Below are 20,815 nucleotides of genomic sequence, written 5' to 3'. Positions count from 1 at the left end.
TTCCTAATGCTCCGGAAGGCACAGCAAAACTTACCAACAGCAAAGCCTTACATTCTGGCCACCGCACTCGCCATTGGTTTATTTCTACCCACCTGGCTGCGCCTAATCACCGAATGGCTGGAATTCGAGCAGGTACTCGCCCACGGCCTGGCAACCGCACTCATTTTTCTCTGGTTGGTTATCACCCACCCGCCGGCGCCCAATAAAGCGTTAACCCATCAGCAAAGGCCCTTTTACAAAACCGGCGCACTGGCCTTAATTGTGATCACCCTGGGCTGGGCCGTGCTGGAACTTGCCCGCATCGACACCCTCGCCTATTTTGCCCTGCCCGCGGGCGTCGCTGGCGTAACCTGGGCGTTACTGGGCTGGCAGCGCCTAATCAGCTTTTTGCCTTACATTCTGGTTTTGTCACTATCGTTACCGTTCTGGGCCGATTTAGTACCGGCACTCGTCCACCTCGCCAGCGCCGTAGTGGGTACCTGGGTAAGCTGGTTGAACATGCCGGCCCTCATAGAAGGCAACAGCATTACCGTGCCCTTCGGCCGGCTGGTCATTGAAGACGGCTGCTCCGGTATTCGCTACTTCGCCATCTCTATCCTGCTGGCGGCCATGACTTCCATATTGAACGACTACCGCTGGCGCGGCTGGCTGGCAAGCCTCAGCGTCGCCATCACGCTTGCGCTGATCGTAAACTGGGTTCGCATTACCATCCTGGTGGTAGTCGGCTATCAATCCGAAATGCAAAGCGACCTGCTGACAGACCACGAACTGATGGGCTGGTTGGTATACGGCGCCTTCATCATCCCGGCTATGTACTTCTCACCGGTCATGAAGCGCAACCCCGACAGCCAAGCCCAGCCAGCAAACATCAATAAAAAAGGCTACATCGCCATCGCCGTTGCCGTGCTGCTCGGCCCCGCTGCCCTAACGCTGGCAACCACCACCACAACCACCCAACCCGGGCTCTGGTCGTTGAACATGGCGAACGGCTCAAAAGCCGAACGGCAGTCGCTACCGATTCCCTTAAGCATGCCGGAAGCCCTAAACCAGCAAGCCTGGCGCACCGCAGGCACTCAGGTATTATTGGCGCAAAGCCAGCGCACCAGCGCCGACGACAAACTGGTGCCTTACCTGCCACCACAGTTCAACCACTCACAATGGCTGCGCGAGAGCAATCAACAGCCCGGCGCAACGGTTTATCGCAACATACTCACCCGGGAACAGGTGGTTATGGCGCAGTGGTATCAAGTGGGTGACTACCGTGCCGACAGCTACCGCAACGCCAAACTGCTGCAGATACCGGCGCTGCTTCAGGGTGCAACGCGCTTTGCGCTGGTGACCCTTCAAGCCTCTTGCCAGCAGCGAAGTTGTGAAAACGCTTACAACGCCGTCATTAACCAAAAAGCGACGCTACAGGCCCAATCCTTCACGCTGACAAACGACCGTTCCCTATGAGCACAAACCAGGGCGATATGCGCGGCAAACTAGGCAGCAACGCAAGCAGCACTGGCACCCTGTCGTCTTACACCTATACAAAGCACACCCTAGAACGCAGCCTAAAGCCAGAGGCGATGGAGCTCATCCGCTGCCAGCAGCTGAATGTTCAAACAACCCACGTCAAAGCCATCGAACTTGTCAGCTTTGACGAAGCCGAAAACCACCTGACCACAAAGAAGGTAATCGGTCAGGAGTTGTTTCATGCCCTCTGGAACCCAACCAATCTGCTGGGCCGCCTGCAAGGTCACCGGTTGCAAAATCCAGATACCCTGGTCAGTCGCATTACAGAAATCGGCACCTGGCTACGCAAGTATCACAACAGCTCGGTTGGGCAAACACCAGAAAGTGCCGATGGCAGCTGGCTGGCAACAGAGTTTGCACAAAAAATTCGCGAAATCCGGGCAAGCAACCTAATACCTGAACTTAATCTCAAAAAAGTCGAGCAAAAATACAACGCCGAATTGCAAAAACTCACCACTCCCGACTACCTGCCCTTCAATAACGCCTTCCCGTGCCAAATCCATGGCAACTTTGTGCTTTATAACGTATTGGTAGACAGCCAGCAGAACATGCACACACTGGGTTTCAGCAAAACCCGCGTCTCAAGCAACCTGGAAGACGTGGCGCGTTTCTACAGCACCCTCTGGGCCATCGCGCAAACCAACCGCACCCGTCATAGCCTGTTCCATGAATTACCAGCCAGATTTCTGAAAGCCTACGGATTACGACCTCCTATTGCCAAGAGCGCTTATTTTCAAGCCAATCTGGTATACAATTTCTTGGCTCATCTGGAAGCCCAGCACCGCGGGCGAAAGACGTTTTCGTGGAACACCAACCGTGAAATGAGTCAGATCACCAACGCGGGTATGAAGTGGGTATACCAGCAAATCTAAAGCCGTTCATCCGCTAGCAAAAAAGGTAACCCTGCCCGTGCCCGACAACCACGCCCCAACCCGCATCTTGCACGTTACCTTCAATATGGGTTTCGGCGGCACCGAACAGGTTATTCGCCAACTGGTCACCAACCTGAACCCACAACGGTTCCAGTGCGAAATTGCCTGCATTGATGGCGAAGCCGGCGCCATCGGCAAAGCCTTGGAAGCGGACAACGGCATCACTATCCACTCCAGAAAACGCGGCCCAGGGCTTGACTGGAAAACAATCCTCTGGCTACGACGGCTCATTAAATCCGGCCGTTTCGACTTTGTGCATTGCCACCAATATTCGCCCTACACCTACGGCTGGTTCGCACATTGGGGCACAGGCGCAAAAGTTGTGTTCACCGAACACGGCCGCTTTCACCCAGACCAACATCGAAAGAAAGCAAGGCTGATCAACCCCCTCATCGCCCTCACCTCTCATCGCTTGGTGGCCATATCAGCGGCTACCCGTGAAGCACTGATTGAATACGAATACCTGCCAAAATCCAAAATCGCGGTCATTTACAATGGCATCACGCCACTAGCCGCAAGAGAAGACCGCAAACAAGAACTCATAACGGAACTGGGTATTGAATCGGGCGACATTGTTATAGGCACCGTAGCAAGGCTGGATGCTGTCAAAAACCAGCCCATGATGCTGCAAACCACCCGCGCCCTGATCGACCAAGGTTATAAAGTACGCCTGCTGCTGATCGGCGACGGCCCCGAGCGCGAAAACCTGGAAGCGATAACCCAACAGTTGAATCTTAACAACGCTGTCATATTTACAGGGTTCCAATCCAAGCCTGCCGACTACCTCAACTTGATGGACATATTCCTTCTTCCATCCTTCACCGAAGGCACCTCCATGACCCTGCTAGAAGCCATGAGCCTTGGCATTCCCACGGTAGCCACTCGAGTAGGCGGAACACCGGAAATTGTTGAAGACAAAGAAACAGGTTTTCTGATTGAAAGTGATGACCAGGAAGCATTTACCCGCGCCATAAAGAACTTACTGAATCAGCCAGAACAACGAAAAAAAATGGGCAGCGCCGCAAAGGCAAGATTTGAAAAGAGATTTTCAGTAGAGCAGATGGTAGATCAATACCAGCGATGTTACAGCGCAAGTTCAGCTCATTAAATCAGCCATTGTTCTAATTTGTGCTAAAATTAAAGTATAAAATTGAGCGCTCAAAAAACCTTGTTGCGCGCAAGGTAAATCTGGAGATATCCCCATGCGGGCTAACAAAAAGTTTCTTGTTGTGTGTATTTCTATACTTATAACATCTGGCTGTAGCACTTTAACGCCTCGGGATATCGATACCTTGCCTGCGCCGGCGGCCTTACCTGAAAAGAGTGAGCAAGGCTATGTTGACATATGGTTTTACGATAACGTAAGTGTTTCATCTGTCAGCGATTTAGCAGGCCTGGCGCGATTTCCCGACAACCCAGACGAAGTATTACGGCTTAATCGATTAGAAGGCCCCATTAATAGGGGTGACCGTTATGCGGGCTTGGTGAGAGGTTACATCACCGCACCCGCTGATGGACAATATCGCTTTTTTGTGACCAGCGATGATGACGGACAGTTTTTACTGAGCGATTCTACCTCACCCAGTGAGGCACGAGTTATAGCTTCTGTCCCTGGCTGGGCTGGACGCGGGCAATTCACAAAATATAGCTCTCAAACTTCCGGCAATATCACTCTGTCATCCGGTCAACGGTATTATTTTGAGATGCGGTACCGTGAAGGCGGCGGTGGCGATCAATTTGCCGTTGCCTGGGAAGGCCCAGGCTTTAGTCAGGCCGTAATAGATGGGCAATATCTGTCATCGTTTTCAAAAGGATCGCAGATTTATCCTGACGATGCTCAATCCGTTGCCGGTTACGACCTCGGGTATCGAGTTGGCTTCTTTGACGGCAAGCAGGCTATGCCTTTTGCGCCAGCCTACCCACCGTTAGATAACGACCAAGACCGTCTATACGACAACTGGGAAGCGTTCTATGGGCTGGATTCTACCAACCCGAATGACAGCAACGCCGACAGTGACAATGACATTCTCACGAATTACGACGAGTTCTGGGTGGGCTCCAGCCCAACTAACGCTGATTCGGATGGGGACGGAATACCTGACGGGGCCGAATTTGCTTACGGCCTAGACGCGTTGGACCCCACTGATGCGCAGGCTGATCTCGACAATGACGGTTTCAGCAACCTTGAAGAGTATGAAGCGGGTTCGGATTTGACAGACGCTGCCGATATGCCAGTTCCGATAGCGAGTTTCGCCCCCGGAGTATGGGCTCAATATTTTTCGGGTTGGAACTTTGATCAGTTTGTTATGGCTAGGCTTGAGTCCGGGTTAACATTTGATTGGGGGTACGCCAGCCCAGCGCCTGGACTACCGGATAATCAATTTAGCGCTCGATATTACACACAATTTACGCCGCTTCATGACAGTGGAGAGCGAATTTACGAGATTGTTATTAATGCCGATGATGGTGTTCGCGTAGACTTTGGTGGCAAGCGTATAGTCGATAGATGGAGTTACTCGAGTAGCCCTATCTCAGTTCAAATTACCGCCAGTTCTGGACAGAGCTATCCTTTCATCGTTGAATATTACGACGGCGTCAGGAGCGCTAGCCTCTCCGTACGATTTATTGATACGGTAACCGGCGAGTTACAAGATCTGGCTAAAATCTTCACAGCGTTGATTGCGGAAGATTCTAGAAACAGTTCTTTTGATCAAGATAACGACGGAATTCCCGATGTATGGGAGTACCTACAAGGAACAAACGTGTTAACAGCAGATGCTTCGGCTGTGAACAACGTATCCGGCATCACTAATTTGGAAGCCTTTCAGGCTAATGTCAGCCCTTGGACAACAGAAGCGCTTGGTGGAGTCGTCAATCCCCCACAACTGCTGACTCCCGCAGAGAATCAGTCGTCGGTTACCCTGACATGGACTGCACCGCTTACAAGATCTGATGGCAGTTCGTTGGCACTGGGAGACATCAAAGGTTATGAACTAAGCTACGGGCAGCAGGTAGGCTCTTTAGACACACAGGTCGATATTTCAGGGCAGGAAACTCGCTATACAATTGAAAATCTAAATACAGGAACGTGGTATTTTCAGATACGGACATATGATTACAACAATCTTTACAGCTCATCGACAGAGGTTCTGGAATATATCGTCAAGTGATTTTCAAGAGTTGAATATACTTGGTCATGCCTTCCGGGGCTTGGCCAAGGTTGACCTGATCCCTGAATTACTAAACGCTTAGAATCTATAAACGCGGCAGTATTTCGTAGCTAATACCCTCGATTTTTTCGGGAGGTCCTTTCGGCCGAAGCACGTACCAAGGCAGCCATTATCTGGTGCAATTTTGCTGTTTGGCACCCTATACGTAACAATCGCTGCACTCAGTATTGACTTGTTTCTGCTTAAAGTGACGGAAGAACGGAGCCAGCTCCGCTATTTGATAAACCAGACTTGTAAAAATGAGAATGCAGAGGCTATAAAATAGCAAAATGTGGCTTTATGTTACTATTTTGACAGACTATTCTGTGCAACACACAGGACGTTAGGCAGCAGTCAGATTTATGGAAAAAATAACCATACGGCTAGAAGAAAAAGACGGCACCGCTCGTATTAAGGAGCCCGTGGGACTAGGTATACCACTACCAAAAGGGACAGTTCAGACTGTCCACAACCTCACACTTATGGATGACCAAAAACCTCTGAGGCTGCAGCTTGAGCCCCTCGCTCACTGGCCAGACGGAAGTATCCGTTGGGTTCACGTAAGTTTTCTGATCAGTATGGATCCAAACAGCAAAAAATATCTGACACTTGCCCTGGAACAAGCTCTCCCCTCCTATACACGTGAATCAGCTATTAATCAGACTGCTCAAAGCCAGGTCATCCATACGTCAACCGGCAGTGTTGCTTTACAGCCCGGCAGCCTGGCCTGGCAGGTATATAATAATGGCAATGCAGGTATTCCGTTTGCTGTGGGCCTGAGTGATGAAACAGGCGCACCCTGTACACCTAAAACTGAAACCAGTTGGAAAATCACTCTAGAGGGTCCCGTTTTTGTAGCTGCGACTTTAAGAGGCGAATGGCTAAAGCAAAACAACGAGCCACTGGCGCAATTTGAATGTGAATTACGTATCTTTCTCGAAACAGACCTCGTGCAAGTGAAACTGCTAACTCACAACCCTAATCGTGCCCGTCACCCTGGCGGTTTGTGGGATCTGGGGGACCCTGGCTCAGTTTACTTTCAAGAACTTGCCGTAGAAACAACGTTGCCAGACAGAAGCAAAGCCAAAGTCACTCCGCAGGTTACAGATGAAAGCCCTGGCACGTTTCACCTTTCCGATTTCAACCTTTATCAAGACTCAAGTGGAGGCGAAAATTGGCAGGGCCGGAATCATATAGATGCTAGCGGGGAAAGCAGCACCCAATTCTGCGGCTACAAACTGACAGGCCAGAACGAGCTGCAGCAAGATGGCAGGCGTGCCAATCCATTGGTAAGTGTTGAGCACGATTGCGGACATTTAGACGTAACAGTACCCGGCTTCTGGCAAAATTTCCCAACCAGCCTTCGCAAAGAGGGAGACAAGTTAACGATCGGGCTATTCCCGCAAGATGCAAAAAATGCTTACGAGCTACAGGGTGGCGAGCGGAAAACGCTCCGGTGTTCAATAGCTCATCACTCAAATAACAGCGTCGCTGCAACGGCGTACTCACCGTTGGTGCCAGTGCTTGCTCCCGAGTGTTATGAACGAACGGATGCATTTCCCTGGTTCAAGGCCAATACTCAACCCGGTGCTCTCGACGAACTCATAGCTGAAGGCGTGGATGGAAGATTCAACTTCTTTGCAAAAAGAGAGATTATTGACGAATTTGGCTGGCGTAATTTTGGTGATATTTTCGCGGATCACGAAACCCTTTACCAGAACGAGGGGGAGGCACCCTTGATATCCCATTACAACAATCAATACGATGCAATATACGGCTTTGCAAGGCAGTATGCCCTGTCTGGGGATAAGCGCTGGTTCCAGTTGATGGACGATTTGGCTCGACACATTGTCGACATCGACATTTATCACACCGCCGAAGACCGCGCAGAGTATAACAATGGGCTTTTCTGGCATACCGATCACTATCTGGATGCCCGCACGGCTACGCACCGAACCTTCACTCGCCAAAGCGAGACCAGCTCAACGCCGGGTCAGACGGGAGGCGGGCCAGCCTCAGAGCACTGCTATACTACCGGCCTGCTTTACCACCATTACATAACTGGTGCGCCGGCATCCCGGGAAGCGGTTCTGGAACTCGCCAACTGGATACGGATCTCCTACGAGGGCCAGGGCGGTCTTCTTGAGCAATTACTGGCACTGAAAAAACACGATTTACCGAAGCTGGTGGCGTTGCTGAAAGGCGAGCACCCGTCCCCACACCGTTACCCGTTTACCAGGGGCACCGGCAATTACCTAAATGCGCTGTTGGACGCATCGCTGCTGGAGCCCGATAAAGACTGGCTGGAACACGCGGAGAGTGTCATTCGCAGAACTATCCATCCGGCAGATAATATAGAAAAGCGAAATTTGCTGGAGGTAGAAACCGGCTGGTCGTACCTGATATTAATGACCAGTATTGCCCGCTACCTGTATATCAAGAGCGACGCAGGAAACACCGACGCAAACTACAGCTATGCCAAGGCTGCATTCATGCATTACGCCAATTGGATGCTGAAGAACGAGAGGCCTTTTCTGTCTGACCCAGGGCAACTTGAATTCCCCAACGACACTTGGGTTGCCCAGGATGTGCGTAAAGCCATGCTGATGTTTCAAGCATCAGAACTGGATCCGGCGCGCGCAAAAGACTTCCAGGAAAAAGGGAACCACTGGCTGGCAGAGCTTTGCGAAAATCTAGCCCAGAGTAAGCAAAAGCACTACGCCCGCATCCTGATCATATTAATGCAGAACTATGGGCCACAGCAGGTCAGTTCACATCAACGCTTGGCGCAACTTACAGATACCCCTACAGCTTTGGATTATGGCACCCCTCCCAGACTTACCTGGGGCGCACTTGCTGCCAGAATAGTTGGCCGTCTGGTTCGCGGAATACGCGCATTCCGGCCTGCCGGGGAACGGGCCTGGCTTAATACCCGACTGGATCGCCCTTAACATGCGAATTTTAAAACGACTTGTAAAATCAGTATTTCTGGCGCTCGCATTTCCAGTATATTTGCTATGCCTGTTGTTCAGTCAGTGGAGCAATGCCGACGGAGTGTTTATGTCATTCTCACAGGGTATAAGCCTGATACCCGGTAAATTCGGAGTCTACCTTCGGGCAGCGTTCTACCGCCTGGCCTGCCCTGCCACTTCCGACGAAATCTCAGTAGGCTTTCTGACCATACTATCTCACCGGGATACAACGATTGGGCGTGGCGTTTACATAGGGCCACAATCTAATATTGGTAAATGCACTATCGGAGAAAACACTCTTATTGGCAGCGGTGTGCATATTCTGAGTGGCAGCCGTCAGCATGATTTCAAGGATATTAAAAAGCCCATCCAGGACCAAGGCGGTATCTTTGAAAAAATACGGATAGGTGCCGACTGCTGGCTGGGTAATACGTCAGTGGTAATGGCGAACCTGGAGGACCACAGCATCCTTGCAGCCGGAAGTGTACTGACGAAGCCCTCAGCCAAAGGGGATGTTTTGGTAGGCAACCCCGCAAAATGCGTTAACAACCGGTTCCATCCCAACCCGCCACACTCACCTGAACCTGCAAATGGGCCGCAATAATGGGCACAATCTCAGAATCAATTTACTCGCGGTCACCAATCTTTTTACAGAATGTATTGGTGTCCGCATATGGATACAAGCTCTACCACAAGCGCTATTCAGGCCCCCGTTACCGTGAACTTCTGGAGCAGGTTCGCCATTGCAGGTCCTGGAGTCCTGCAGCGGTGGAAGCGCATCAAAGCGAACACCTGCACCAGATGGTGAAGCACTGCCGTTCCAATATCCCCTATTATCAGCAACAGTTTGCCGAGTATGGCCTGCATGAAAATGACATTACCGCTACAGAACACATTACGCGGTTGCCGATCCTCAAAAAGCAGACTCTCAGGGAACATTCGGAACTATTCCAGCAGCCCGGTGTGAAACCTTTTACGGTCCAGCACACTAGCGGTAGCACGGGCACGCCGCTTGCGCTGATGGTCAACGAACAAACTTATAAACTGGCCATGACGTTGCTTGTGGAGCATGAAGAACACCATGGCGTCCCATTTGGCGCGAAACGCGCAACCTTTGCGGGACGTATGGTTCAACCAGCAAGCAACATGGCGCCTCCTTTTGCCAGAATGAACTGGGCCGAAAACCAAAAGTTATTTTCTAGCTATCACCTGAACAGCCAGACATTCCCCTGGTACCGTGCAGAGCTCGACCGATTCCAGCCGGCCGAGCTGATCGGCTACCCATCAGCTATCTGTGACCTGGCAGCACAGTACCGAGAAGCAGGCGTCACGCCAGCTTTCCGCCCTCAGGCAATTGTTACAAACTCGGAGACGCTCCTTGCATGGCAACGAGCCATTATTGAGGAGGTATTCGATTGTAAAGTCAGCGACTATTACGGGACTGCGGAATACGTGCTTTTCGCAGGCCAGAGCAAGGATGGGATTTATCGTTTAAATCCAATTATTGGCATCACGGAACTCCAACTACAATCTGACGATCAGGTGGCCGGGCGATTAATTGCAACGTCACTAACGAACACAACAATGCCCCTACTCCGATATGATCTTGGCGATACTGCGGAAAAACCAACAGAAAGCCAGTCCGGAGCATTAGTTCAGCAACTGGAAACTATCAGTGGACGAGCGGATGATTATATCGCGACTTCAGACAATCGGAAAATTGGGAGGATTGACCATATATTTAAAGGAGTTGAAGGAATCCGTGAAGCGCAAGTGGTTCAGATAAAAAGGGGGACCGCAACTGTTCGAATCGTAAAATCTGAAACAGCGAACTTTATGAAGGAATCGCTAATCGAAAATATATCGATGAGGCTTGGAACCGATTTTCAGATCAATATTGAATTCGTTGATTCTATACCTAGAGGGAAAAATGGAAAATTTAGATCAGTTGTCCGAATCTACGAATGAAAGTTCAGATTATATCCCCGGTGATAAAATCTATTTTTCAATTGTGATCCCAGCTTTCAATGAACAAGAATATATCACCGAATGCCTTAATTCGATAATAAAAAATAGCTTAAACCAAGACAGGTACGAAATAATTGTAGTAGACAATGGATCAACAGACAACACCGTAAAATTAGTTAATTCTTTCAAGCAGGTCAAACTTTTTAGCTATCCAGATGTAAACGTTGGCGCTGTAAGAAACTTTGGTGCAAAAATTAGCAAATACCCGTTTCTTATTTTTATAGATGCCGACTGCTTATTACCTGAAATTTGGCTCGAAAAGGCTGAAAATATTATAGGAAAAAATCAAATAGATGCGTTTGGTGGAGGTTGCAAACTAAGGGATAATCCGTGCTGGGTTGAGAAATACTGGCTACTTGAAAAAAATGGTGAGGCAACACTACCAAAACATTTAATAGGGGCATCCATATTGATTCCTAAGGCAACATTTAACTTTGTTGGTAAGTTCAATGAAGAAATAACTTCTGGGGAAGACACAGCGCTGTCTCAAAAACTAACCTCAAATGGTTTTCATGTCCATCTAATATCAATTTTGAGTGTAATCCACTTGGGGAACGCCCGAAATCTCACCGCGTTCCTTCAAAGACAAGTGTGGCACGCGTCGAATTATCTTGAAAATCCTCAAAACTCAGTCAAAGATCCAATATTTATACTTATTTCTGTATTTATATTTTTTATTGGTATTGGGCTGGCGAATTTTTTTTTCACGGGAGAGATAAACCCTACCTACTTTGTAGTTGCACTTTTGATTCCGGCAATATTAAGCATAAAAAGAATTAAAAGATCGAAAATAAAATTAATGAAAAATATAAATAACCTTCCGAAAATATACATAATAGATCTTTTCTACATACTGGGAAGGTCGACAGGATTAATTAAGAGTTTAATAAAAAAAGTCACCTAAAACCCTATTAGGCGACCTCTAGATTCAGAAATTAGTTTACTAAAAAATCGGAAGGTGGATTTGGCGCCTTCTCCGCCGGGGGTATATCAGTTCTTATTACGACATCGTCAATGGCGTACCACTCTTCATGCTGGTCTTCATTGGCGTATGTGCGAAAGAAGTCATTTCCCCCAATGCCAACTGTATTCCACTTAACCATCTTATTCTCGGAGTTTTCTCTCACCCAAGGAATATTTTTATTCTGAAATATAATTTCATCATTAATCCACTGTATAAGCTCACCGTCAGCCTTTCCAATTTCGGTGTTCATTTTTGCGTAGAAAGCGACTTTAGTCCAGTTTTTGGTACGACCATAAACTTGTTCATGTGTAACAGTCTGGTTCAAATTATCAGAAATATAGCCGCCATTTATTTGGTCAACAATCTTAGGATTCTGACCATTTTCGCCCATGCCAACTGTGTTTTCAGTGAAATTTAACGAAATATCACCTAAATTAATCATCTGACGAGGCAAGCCAGAAATATCAGAATTACTAAAAGAATAATTTTCGCCATGCGGGCCACCACGATAGGCTTGAAAATTCCTTACACCGTAATCATCGCTTGAATAATCCCATAAAAAAATGGGTCCAGAATTTCCCCCTTTAAAGAACTGAAAAAGTTCCAACTTTGGGGAAGTATCATCCCAGCTCATAACGCGAAAGAGTTTTGAGGCACTTTTTGGTGTCCAAGATTCGCCAAATCTAACATAAAAACTAACATAAATACTATCTACACCTTTAGGAAAATATTTAACTAATGTTGCGTCACTATTGTATTTCTTCCAACCTGGGTCATAAGACTCTCGCCATGCAACATATGACTTACCAGCTCCACCTCTTGCCTTATCAGAATTTACTGACAATATCTCTGCAGAAGGATGCTTGTTAGGATAGCCCGTCCGAGGGGACCAGAGCTCATCGACACGGAACACAAACCAGTCAGCCGGCAAAGCGCCAGTGTTTACATAATCATCAGCAGTCCAATCTGTCTGATTATCAAAAGATTCTTTAAATAACAGCTCACTATGAGCGCCAACTGAAACGCTGATCAAGCCAAGCATCATGATCTGCTTCCAGCAATTCTGCTTTAAAATAGGCATCTTATTCTCTCTTTGCAGGAACTTTTAGACGGGAAGATCGCGGAACATTACGCCTGACACTAAGATATCCCCCAAAACGACACCTTACAAATTTTTTTTGTTACTAAAAGCAAGCACTAATCTTTTTATTCTACATTATTTTAAGATTAAAGCATTGAATTGGTTAAAGCTTCGTGCAATTTTGTAGTAGTCAACTAATCCCGGACAGTATTTTAAGTTTTTCTTCCGCGACCACGGGTGGCATGGTAACCCCCCTAAAAACCAAGGTGATCAGAAGTAGAATTTTCCGTAAGCTAGACGTAGGGAGATTCTGCATGAAGAAGTCACGTTTTACCGACAGCCAGATCATGGCGATCCTGAAGCAAGCCGAGAACGGAGTACCCGTTCCGGAGCTATGCCGCGAGCACGGCATGAGCAGTGCCAGTTTTTATAAGTGGCGAGCAAAATTTGGCGGCATGGATACCTCCATGATCAAGCGCATGAAAGAGCTTGAGGATGAGAACCGCCGGCTGAAGAAGATGTATGCCGAAGAACGGCTCAAAGCTGAGTTGCGCAAGGAGGCTCTTGAGGGAAAGTGGTAAAGCCATCTCTCCGCCGCGAGATGGCGCAAAAAGCCGTTGCCACTGCTCGTTGTAGCATTCGCCAAGCCTGTGTGGTCTTCAGTGTCAGTGAGTCCTGCTATCGATATCAGGCCAGGCTCAGCAGTGAGAACGCCGAGATCGCAGATCTGTTGGTACGATTAACCCATAACCAGCGAAACTGGGGTTTTGGTCTGTGCTCCCTGTATTTGCGCAACGTGAAGGGTTACCCCTGGAACCACAAGCGTGTTTACCGGATCTATCGAGAGCTGGAGCTGAACCTGCGTATCAAGCCTCGTAAACGACTGATACGTGAGAAGCCCGAGCCATTGGCGGTGCCTACGGCTATTAATATCAGCTGGTCCATGGACTTCATGCACGACCAGCTAGAGGATGGCCGCAGTTACCGGCTGTTCAATGTGATTGACGATTACAACCGGGAAGGTCTTGGCATTGAAGTAGACCTGTCACTGCCCTCTGAGCGTGTTGTCCGCGCCCTGGATCAGATCATCGAGTGGCGGGGAAAGCCCAGCCAGATCCGCTGTGATAATGGCCCGGAATACATCAGTGCGACACTGGCTGCCTGGGCTGAAAAACAAGGTATTACACTGGTCTTTATCCAGCCCGGCAACCCGCAGCAAACGCGTATATCGAGCGCTATAACCGCACTGTGCGCTATGACTGGCTGGCTCAATACCTATTCCACTCCATTGAGGAGGTTCAGGAATATGCAACTCGGTGGCTATGGACCTACAATAACGAACGGCCCAACATGGCCCTCGGGGGCATTACCCCACAACAGAAATTGGCCATGGTGGCTTGAGCTCTACTTCTGATGCCCTCTTAAAATGGGGGGATTACCGCGGGGCGCACGCGCCAGCGCAACGTGCTATTCCCTTGTCGAGACCGCTAAGGCAAATAGCTTGGAACCCTCGGTCTATATCCAACATATACTGGAGCGCATTGCCGAGGCAGACACGCTGGAAAAGCTAGAGGCACTACTGCCGTGGAATGTGGATCTGGAGCGGGTCTCAAAAAAAGTGTCGCAGATCGACTGAGGACAAGTGGGTCGATTTAAGGGCGCTTACGTGTCCGGAATCATTGAACCACTACAGATGTCGTACCCGGTAACAAAACACTTCGACACGGCTAAGTTAATTGTCGCGCTATATGCTGTAGCTACGCGTGGGGGAATCCGGAAATCATTAAGAATGGAGTAACTGGAATATTGACAGATCTTGGCCATACATCATCATTCGAAAAAGCTGTAGAAGCGCTTTGTGAGAATGGAAATCTTCGAGCGGGTATAGCGGAAGCCGCTCAAAAACAATTCAATGAACGATTTTGTGCATCTGCTATGCTTGGCCAATGCCGCTCAACCCATAGCGAGCCTTAACAAGGCTCAAATTTATACTTCCCAGCCGTAACCATTAGCGATGCCTAAGTTCAAACAGTTATCCTTTTTTCTTTTTACAGGCGGGATTTTCACTGCTCTATTTATTACACAGAAAACAATGCCAGGAATGGCGGGAGGTGCGAAATGCCCAAAGTCAGTGTGATTGTACCGATTTACAACGCCCAGCAGTTCCTTGAAGAAACACTACAGAGCCTGTATCACCAAACCCTGTCAGACATCGAAATTTTGTGTGTGGACGATGGTTCCACCGACAAATCCTGCGACATCCTCAAAGCTGCTTCCGAGCGTGACACCAGGATACGGATTTTCAATAAGGCCAATGGCGGTGTTGGATCAGCAAGAAATCTTGGCCTAGCAAGCGCTGCCGGGGAGTACCTGTTGTTCATCGATGCAGACGACATTGTCAGTGAAGACTACCTCGAGCAACTCTACTCCAGCACCTTGCCCGAGAAGCCCGACATCGTTGTTACTGGCAACGTGCTTAATTACTGGCCAGACGGAAGTAAGACCTTGCGCAATGTGGGCGTAACAGGAGAAGCCACTCTTACTGCTCTTGCGGAAAAGGCCCCGCTGATCACGGTCACCGCGCTGATTTGGAACAAACTATACAGAACTGCTTTTATCCGAAGTATTGGGCTACAGCATTACCGCGGAAAAAGTGTTGTAGAAGATAATTACTTCGTCATTTGCTCGGTTGCACTCGCTACCAGTATCAAGACAATCTCTAGGGGCACCTATCTCTATCGCCAGCTCCCTCAGTCCATGAGCAACACCAGGAAGCGGCCGGATGACACGTCCATATATGACGTCTATGACAAGGCCAGAGCATTCGTGTTCGCATCACCTGGCCTAAGTGATGAAGCTAGCGAATGGGATGCCATCATTACCAAGCGTCAGAAGATCGACCTGACCAACTACCACTACGAACTCAATCCTCCGGAAAGGGCGAAGTTCCGAGAACTTGCAAAACACATGACCCAGCGCCGTGTTATCATCGTTAAGCCTAGAAACGAGAGCTGGGTTATTATTAAATTTCATATAAAAAGTATGCTGTCAGCTATTGGGTTATATCGACCATCAATGTAACCTTGCTAATCCCCATACCTGATCGCAATCTGCCGATATTGCCGCGGCTATCGCAACTCTTTTAATCGTTGAGCAACAATCCATGCCGACTATCGCCAACCGGCTGCTCAAAAGTTCTGCCTTTCTCCTGCTTGCTAAAAGCATCCAACGGACGTTGGGGCTTATTAGCATCATGGTTCTTGCCAGGGTTTTGATGCCAAATGACTTTAGCGTAGTGGCTATCGCAGCCTTGCTGCTTTATTTTTGCGAGACGCTCGCGGCCACCGGAAGTGAACCATATATCATCCACAAGGATGACCTATACCCGTCCGATTTATCAACGGCTTGGACGATAGACCTAATCATCAAATCCGTAATATTTATTCTGCTGGTAATCGCTGTTCCGTTTATCGCCGACTTCTACGAAGATCCGCGTCTTGTGCCTGTACTTTACGCCACCTCATCGATCCTTCTTATCAACGCATTGAAAAGCCCGGGGTTGATTCTTCTAAAGCGGAACTTGGATTATCGCAAGATCTTTTTTGTCATGATCATACAAAAATTTTGCGCCTTCACGGTTACCTTGTCCATTGCCCTTACTACAGAATCCTACTGGGCGCTCATCATTGGCGACATCACTTCCGCCAGCGTGTTATGCGTTGGCTCATACTTAATCCACACATTTCGCCCGCGGCCTTGCCTTACTAATTGGCGCAACCAGTGGCGCTTTTCCAAGTGGATACTATTCAGAGCAAGCGTTGGCTTCAGTAAGTCACAGATGGATTCGCTGCTGATCTCCAAGTTCTTTTCCGCACCTGAGCTTGGCGCTTTCTATATAACCAAGAGCTTGTCCGTATTGCCCAGCACCGATATTATCGGCCCCGTAGTAGAGCCTTTGTTGGCATCACTGTCGCGTGTTCGCAACAACCTTCAAGAGTTCAACCAGCAGCTTTCCAAGGCGATCTTCGTGATCACGTCGGTGGTTATGCCCATCGTCGTTTTTATGTGGTTTTTCCCCGATCACATCATCAACTTTTTTTTCGGGTCAGAGTGGGCTATCGCCTACCCTATGCTACCGCCTCTGTCGATCGTGCTCGCTACAATCGCATTTGGACAGGTTATAAACCAGGCCATTACGTCGCTGGGTAAGGTCAAGGCACTCTTTGTTTTCGAAGTCATAGGGCTTCTGACGCTTGCAATTGCCCTGTACTCATCCCGGGGCATGGCCATTGGTCACTTTATTGAAATACGCGCAGCTTTTGCAGTCATTCTTGTGCTGGGCATTATCATCTTTCTTAGGCAGTGTACGGGCATCCGGACTCTTCGGCTTGCTGTCCTGATTTCGCCTACCGTGCTACTTGCAATACTATCAGCTTGGCTGACCGAAAAGGCCGAGATTTTTTTGAACATAGAGGTCAATAGTCTTTCGGTGTTTCCTGTGGCGTCGCTCTATTTTGCCCTGCTTGTTCCAGCTTTTCTGTTAACACTGTTCACGCTTTACAGCCGCTACGATGAAGGCGCGTTCGCCCTGAAAATAATTAAAAACGTATTGCGTGATTTGAGGGCTAAGCTATCAAAATCTAACAAGTAAAAATGTAGATGGGCTCCATCACACCTGCTCTTCACTTTCTTTTAACCGGGCTTCCAAGTTGTAACGGCTAAAAACTGCAGCCACTTGATGATCATTATGACCCAGTATGTTGTTTACGTGGTGAAGCGACTGGCCTTCGGCTTGGCTACCACGAATTCTCGGAAAATCTTGGTGCTTATCAGTAATCTTCACATGAGGCACATTGTTGTAGAGTGCCATGGCTTTAAACCACACGTCATCTGCCGTTGGGCAGATGTGCATGAATGCCTCCCGATTTTGCACTTCAGGGTGAAGACTGCCTGGGGGATAAAGGGCACCCTCACCGCCTTGGGCAAACAGTAGATAGCTAGGCTCGTCACGCCTCGTGTATTCAGGCCATTGTTTGTAAGGCGCAAGACCATTCTGATCAAGCAGAATTTGAGTGCCGCGATAACATACGATAGCGTCAGTGTGTTGTTCATGACCTCTAAGCAGATTTTCTAGCCAACCAGATGGATACAAAATATCATCATCTGCAGTTACTACAATTGCGTTCGGAAATCGTTCTAGTGCTGGTAATAATTTTCTGTAAGAGCGAATGTCTTCAACAAATTCGATCTCAACTCCCATGCGATGAAGTCGTCTAATGTTTTTTGGCAAGTCCTCGATAGTCGTAATCTGCGTTCCATTCTGATCGTATTTTGAAAGCCATAACACAATGTGATCTGGCCGGATTTTTTGCCAAAGCAGACTCATCAATACAAGATGTAACTTTTCAAACCGCCATGGAACGGCTGTAAGGCTCACGACAACCGGCCTGTCGAAATCATTGAGGCGCCCCCGCTTTAATCCTTTCAAATGTGAAAGGGCACCATAGAAACCTTCCAGCGAAAAAAATCGGTGCTTGATTTGTTTGAGCATCCCTAACATCGTCATACCCTGTTCTCCGAAACATAATCCATGTAACGCTGCGCGATCTTTTGCCAGGAAAACGTTTCCCGCACCAGTGCCTGCAGGCGCTCGCTATATTCAGGGTTTGCGGCAGCCAACGTTGTTTTGCGAACGGCAGCCACCCAATCGTCCAAGCCCACGCCGTCTATCACTGCTCCGGCATGGTTATTCCCAATCACATCAATGCCTCCGGCGGTGGCTGTTGTGACACAAGGCACTCCGAAATAGAGCGCTTCCAGAAGCACCATGCCGTAGATCTCGTAGTCGCTGGGCAAGAGGAACACATCGCTGTTCCGGTAAATGGCTGGCAATGCCTCTTGGCCAAGTGCGCCTGTCATGAGCACATTATTCAGGCCCAGAGCCTTAATCCTCTGGCGAACGGTTTCAGTCATGGGCCCCGCTCCCACCAGAATCAATGCTGTGTCAGCCTTCATTGCGGCTGCCATTTCTACCATCAGCATTGGGTTACGGCGCCGCTCCAGGCTGCCTATGTACAGCATAACCCGGGGGTAACGGGCTTTAAGATCACTCAAAATGGCTTCGTGGGGCGATGCCTCTGTTGGCGTATCAAACCGAGTGGTATCAAGCCCTACCGGAAGTACCTGAACGTTGCTGATTCCCCGAGCCTGAAGGAAGTCCCTGGCCGTGGTGGTTTTAGCCAGCACAGCACGCGCGTTACGCCGTATAGCCGGTGCCAGCAAATAACCATGCGCTGTGTCATACCAGGTTCGGGCTCTACCGGACGGCACCACATACATACCGTGGTAAATAACGTAGGGGATATGCAGTCTACGACAATGGAAGGCCACTAGGGTGGTTGCGGGGTTATTCTCCTCGCTCAAATGAACCAGATCATACTTTCCGCGGAACAGCAATTGCCGAAGACCTGTGAGCACCCCATATTCCAACACCGGAATGCGGCGGTATCCGGTGCGGATGATGGTGATCTTGTAATCAGACCCGCTAGCAATATCCTCGATCGATGGGTTATTCGCGGCTCCTCTGGCGGTAATGATGTCAACCGTATGTCCCTGATGCGCTAACCCCCGGGCCAGCCCGATTTCTTGACTGTTATATTGCCGCTGGTCGACATCACTGCCGTCGGTTCGAAGAATGGCAATTTTCATAGCTATACTTTCCATGGATCCTTACAAGGATGAATAGAATTAAACCGGCATATCACTTAGCACGAACAATACCGGGCTTGGTATCCACATTCTTCAAAACATAAATATTAAACGCGACTAAAATAAACAAAATAAGCCAATACAGAATCTCTGCCCTTGAGCGATTGATAAAGCTTGCCGCGACTAGGTAAGAGATCAGTGCCCCTTCCAGAGCTATAACTTTGAAATAGCAATCGTACAGCTTTAACTCGATTAATTTTTTCTTTGTTTTTTTCGATGTCTTGAAGGTACTTATTATTAAACAAAAAAACACCAATATCCCGACCCAACCTACCTCGCCAAGAACTTGAAACCACGTTGAGTGGACAGCTTTCCCAGTAGTCCTGTTATCGAAATAATGATCTGGAAGATAGTTTGGGCTCAATTCAATGAATCCCAGTATGCCAACACCTAAAGGATGATCTTTTAATACCTCAAAAGTGGCTAGCCAAAATTCAATTCTATGCGAACCACTGGCGCTCCCGTCTTCTACGTCTGTGAGAGTGCCCATTCTCGTCCAGAATGCGTCATCGGCAATATACACAACCCCTGCCAGCGCTATCATTATCAAAAGCATCGCCGTTCCTCGCTGACCGGCCCGTTGATACTTTGAGAACACCATAAAAAATAAAAAGAATGAGGCGCCGACGACAATGGCCAAAAAAGAGCCGCGACTGTTAATAAGAACAATTCCATTTGCAATAAATGCACCGCAAAAAACTGCAAAAACCTTTGTTTTTTTGTTACCCAGCCAGGCAAAGTACATAAGCATTACCAGTGCGGGCGCTATGGCAGCAGCGGTCATATTGCTGTCGCCACCGGTATCAACCATACCTATGCCTTCAACCCGCCCCTGCCAGTCGCGCCCTACTGCATAAGCCAAGTACCCAATATACGTTGCGCCCAGAACGTATGCCCAGAGGCATGCATCGAGAGCCTTTTCCGAGTTGATGAGTTTGTAAGCTACGAAAATAATAACAATCAGTTTTGCGAAGTCAAAGGTAAACGTTTTGTGTGCGCTAGGAACGACTGCAAAGTTAATCATGAATATATACATTACTAAAAAAGCCAATAGCCATTTTAATGCCGGCTGCTGTTTCCAAGGAGCCTGGAACGAAAGCTCTTTATACTTTATGGCGAGAATAAAAAGCATTAATATTGCTGCTACAAATGAATACTGTATGCCAGGAATAGTGGCCGCCCACCATCTGATATCCGGATTCACAAAGTAAACAAGTTGATAAACCAGAAAAGATGCAACCGGTGTAATGAAGACAGCAGCAAAAATTCCGCCGACAAAAAGAAACAGGAATAACAGTGCGAACTTGGACATCGCTAATAGCTACAGTTGGGGAGTAGGGATT

At 48.5% G+C, this 20,815-nt stretch carries 14 protein-coding genes and 2 pseudogenes; 12 read left to right on the top strand and 4 right to left on the bottom strand.

The window, feature by feature from the left end; all coding sequences use genetic code 11:
• Positions 1–6 precede the first annotated feature (6 nt).
• From MIH18_RS00245 to MIH18_RS00210, 8 genes are all read left to right on the top strand, one after another.
• Positions 7–1,455 carry an exosortase/archaeosortase family protein gene (locus MIH18_RS00245; protein ID WP_249013561.1) on the top strand — a complete coding sequence of 483 codons (1,449 nt, stop codon included), beginning with the start codon at positions 7–9 and terminating at the stop codon, positions 1,453–1,455.
• Positions 1,452–2,390 (top strand): phosphotransferase, encoded by a 939-nt coding sequence (locus MIH18_RS00240; protein WP_249013560.1) that lies wholly within the window; start codon positions 1,452–1,454, stop codon positions 2,388–2,390. Before MIH18_RS00245 ends, MIH18_RS00240 begins: the two co-directional genes overlap by 4 nt.
• A gap of 37 nt (positions 2,391–2,427) precedes the next feature.
• On the top strand, positions 2,428–3,558 hold the full coding sequence (locus MIH18_RS00235; protein WP_249013559.1) for a glycosyltransferase: 1,131 nt from the start codon (positions 2,428–2,430) through the stop codon (positions 3,556–3,558).
• Positions 3,559–3,652: 94 nt separating this feature from the next.
• Positions 3,653–5,620, top strand: a complete 1,968-nt coding sequence (locus tag MIH18_RS00230) for a PA14 domain-containing protein (protein WP_249013558.1) — start codon at positions 3,653–3,655, stop codon at positions 5,618–5,620.
• Between the two features lie 401 nt (positions 5,621–6,021).
• Positions 6,022–8,610 carry a hypothetical protein gene (locus MIH18_RS00225; RefSeq protein ID WP_249013557.1) on the top strand — a complete coding sequence of 863 codons (2,589 nt, stop codon included), beginning with the start codon at positions 6,022–6,024 and terminating at the stop codon, positions 8,608–8,610.
• 109 nt (positions 8,611–8,719) lie between these two features.
• Positions 8,720–9,235 carry an acyltransferase gene (locus tag MIH18_RS00220; RefSeq protein ID WP_249013556.1) on the top strand — a complete coding sequence of 172 codons (516 nt, stop codon included), beginning with the start codon at positions 8,720–8,722 and terminating at the stop codon, positions 9,233–9,235.
• A 164-nt stretch (positions 9,236–9,399) separates the two neighbouring features.
• Complete coding sequence (locus MIH18_RS00215) at positions 9,400–10,599, top strand: hypothetical protein (RefSeq protein WP_249013555.1); 1,200 nt, start codon at positions 9,400–9,402, stop codon at positions 10,597–10,599.
• Positions 10,562–11,563 (top strand): glycosyltransferase, encoded by a 1,002-nt coding sequence (locus MIH18_RS00210; RefSeq protein WP_249013554.1) that lies wholly within the window; start codon positions 10,562–10,564, stop codon positions 11,561–11,563. Before MIH18_RS00215 ends, MIH18_RS00210 begins: the two co-directional genes overlap by 38 nt.
• Positions 11,564–11,594: 31 nt before the next feature.
• On the opposite strand, the gene MIH18_RS00205 is transcribed toward MIH18_RS00210, so the two are convergent.
• Positions 11,595–12,704: a hypothetical protein gene (locus tag MIH18_RS00205; RefSeq protein WP_249013553.1), complete on the bottom strand. Its 1,110-nt coding sequence runs from the start codon at positions 12,702–12,704 to the stop codon at positions 11,595–11,597.
• Positions 12,705–13,018: 314 nt separating this feature from the next.
• Between MIH18_RS00205 and MIH18_RS00200 the strand changes: the two are divergent.
• The 4 genes and pseudogenes from MIH18_RS00200 to MIH18_RS00185 all read left to right on the top strand — a co-directional run bounded on the left by MIH18_RS00200 (position 13,019) and on the right by MIH18_RS00185 (position 17,355).
• Positions 13,019–14,105 (top strand): annotated as a pseudogene (locus tag MIH18_RS00200) (IS3 family transposase).
• Between the two features lie 40 nt (positions 14,106–14,145).
• Positions 14,146–14,340, top strand: a pseudogene (locus MIH18_RS00195) (transposase domain-containing protein); the annotation flags it as partial.
• Positions 14,341–14,822: 482 nt separating this feature from the next.
• The gene (locus MIH18_RS00190) at positions 14,823–15,785 is read left to right on the top strand and encodes a glycosyltransferase family A protein (RefSeq protein ID WP_249013552.1); all 963 of its coding nucleotides are present in this window, start codon (positions 14,823–14,825) and stop codon (positions 15,783–15,785) included.
• Between the two features lie 82 nt (positions 15,786–15,867).
• Positions 15,868–17,355, top strand: coding sequence for an oligosaccharide flippase family protein (locus MIH18_RS00185; protein ID WP_249013551.1), 1,488 nt, complete (start codon positions 15,868–15,870; stop codon positions 17,353–17,355).
• Positions 17,356–17,373: 18 nt separating this feature from the next.
• Here MIH18_RS00185 and MIH18_RS00180 read toward each other — a convergent pair whose 3' ends face one another.
• The 3 genes from MIH18_RS00180 to MIH18_RS00170 are packed head-to-tail and all read right to left on the bottom strand — an operon-like array spanning position 17,374 to position 20,784.
• Positions 17,374–18,270, bottom strand: coding sequence for a hypothetical protein (locus MIH18_RS00180; RefSeq protein ID WP_249013550.1), 897 nt, complete (start codon positions 18,268–18,270; stop codon positions 17,374–17,376).
• Positions 18,267–19,412: a glycosyltransferase family 4 protein gene (locus MIH18_RS00175; protein WP_249013549.1), complete on the bottom strand. Its 1,146-nt coding sequence runs from the start codon at positions 19,410–19,412 to the stop codon at positions 18,267–18,269. Before MIH18_RS00175 ends, MIH18_RS00180 begins: the two co-directional genes overlap by 4 nt.
• 52 nt (positions 19,413–19,464) lie before the next feature.
• On the bottom strand, positions 19,465–20,784 hold the full coding sequence (locus tag MIH18_RS00170) for an O-antigen ligase family protein (RefSeq protein WP_249013548.1): 1,320 nt from the start codon (positions 20,782–20,784) through the stop codon (positions 19,465–19,467).
• Positions 20,785–20,815: the final 31 nt, after the last annotated feature.

The organism is Marinobacter sp. M3C (genome assembly GCF_023311895.1).
In the GTDB taxonomy this organism is placed as follows: domain Bacteria; phylum Pseudomonadota; class Gammaproteobacteria; order Pseudomonadales; family Oleiphilaceae; genus Marinobacter.
Note: the sequence above shows the minus strand (reverse complement) of the source record. Positions and strands in the feature narration are given on the sequence as shown.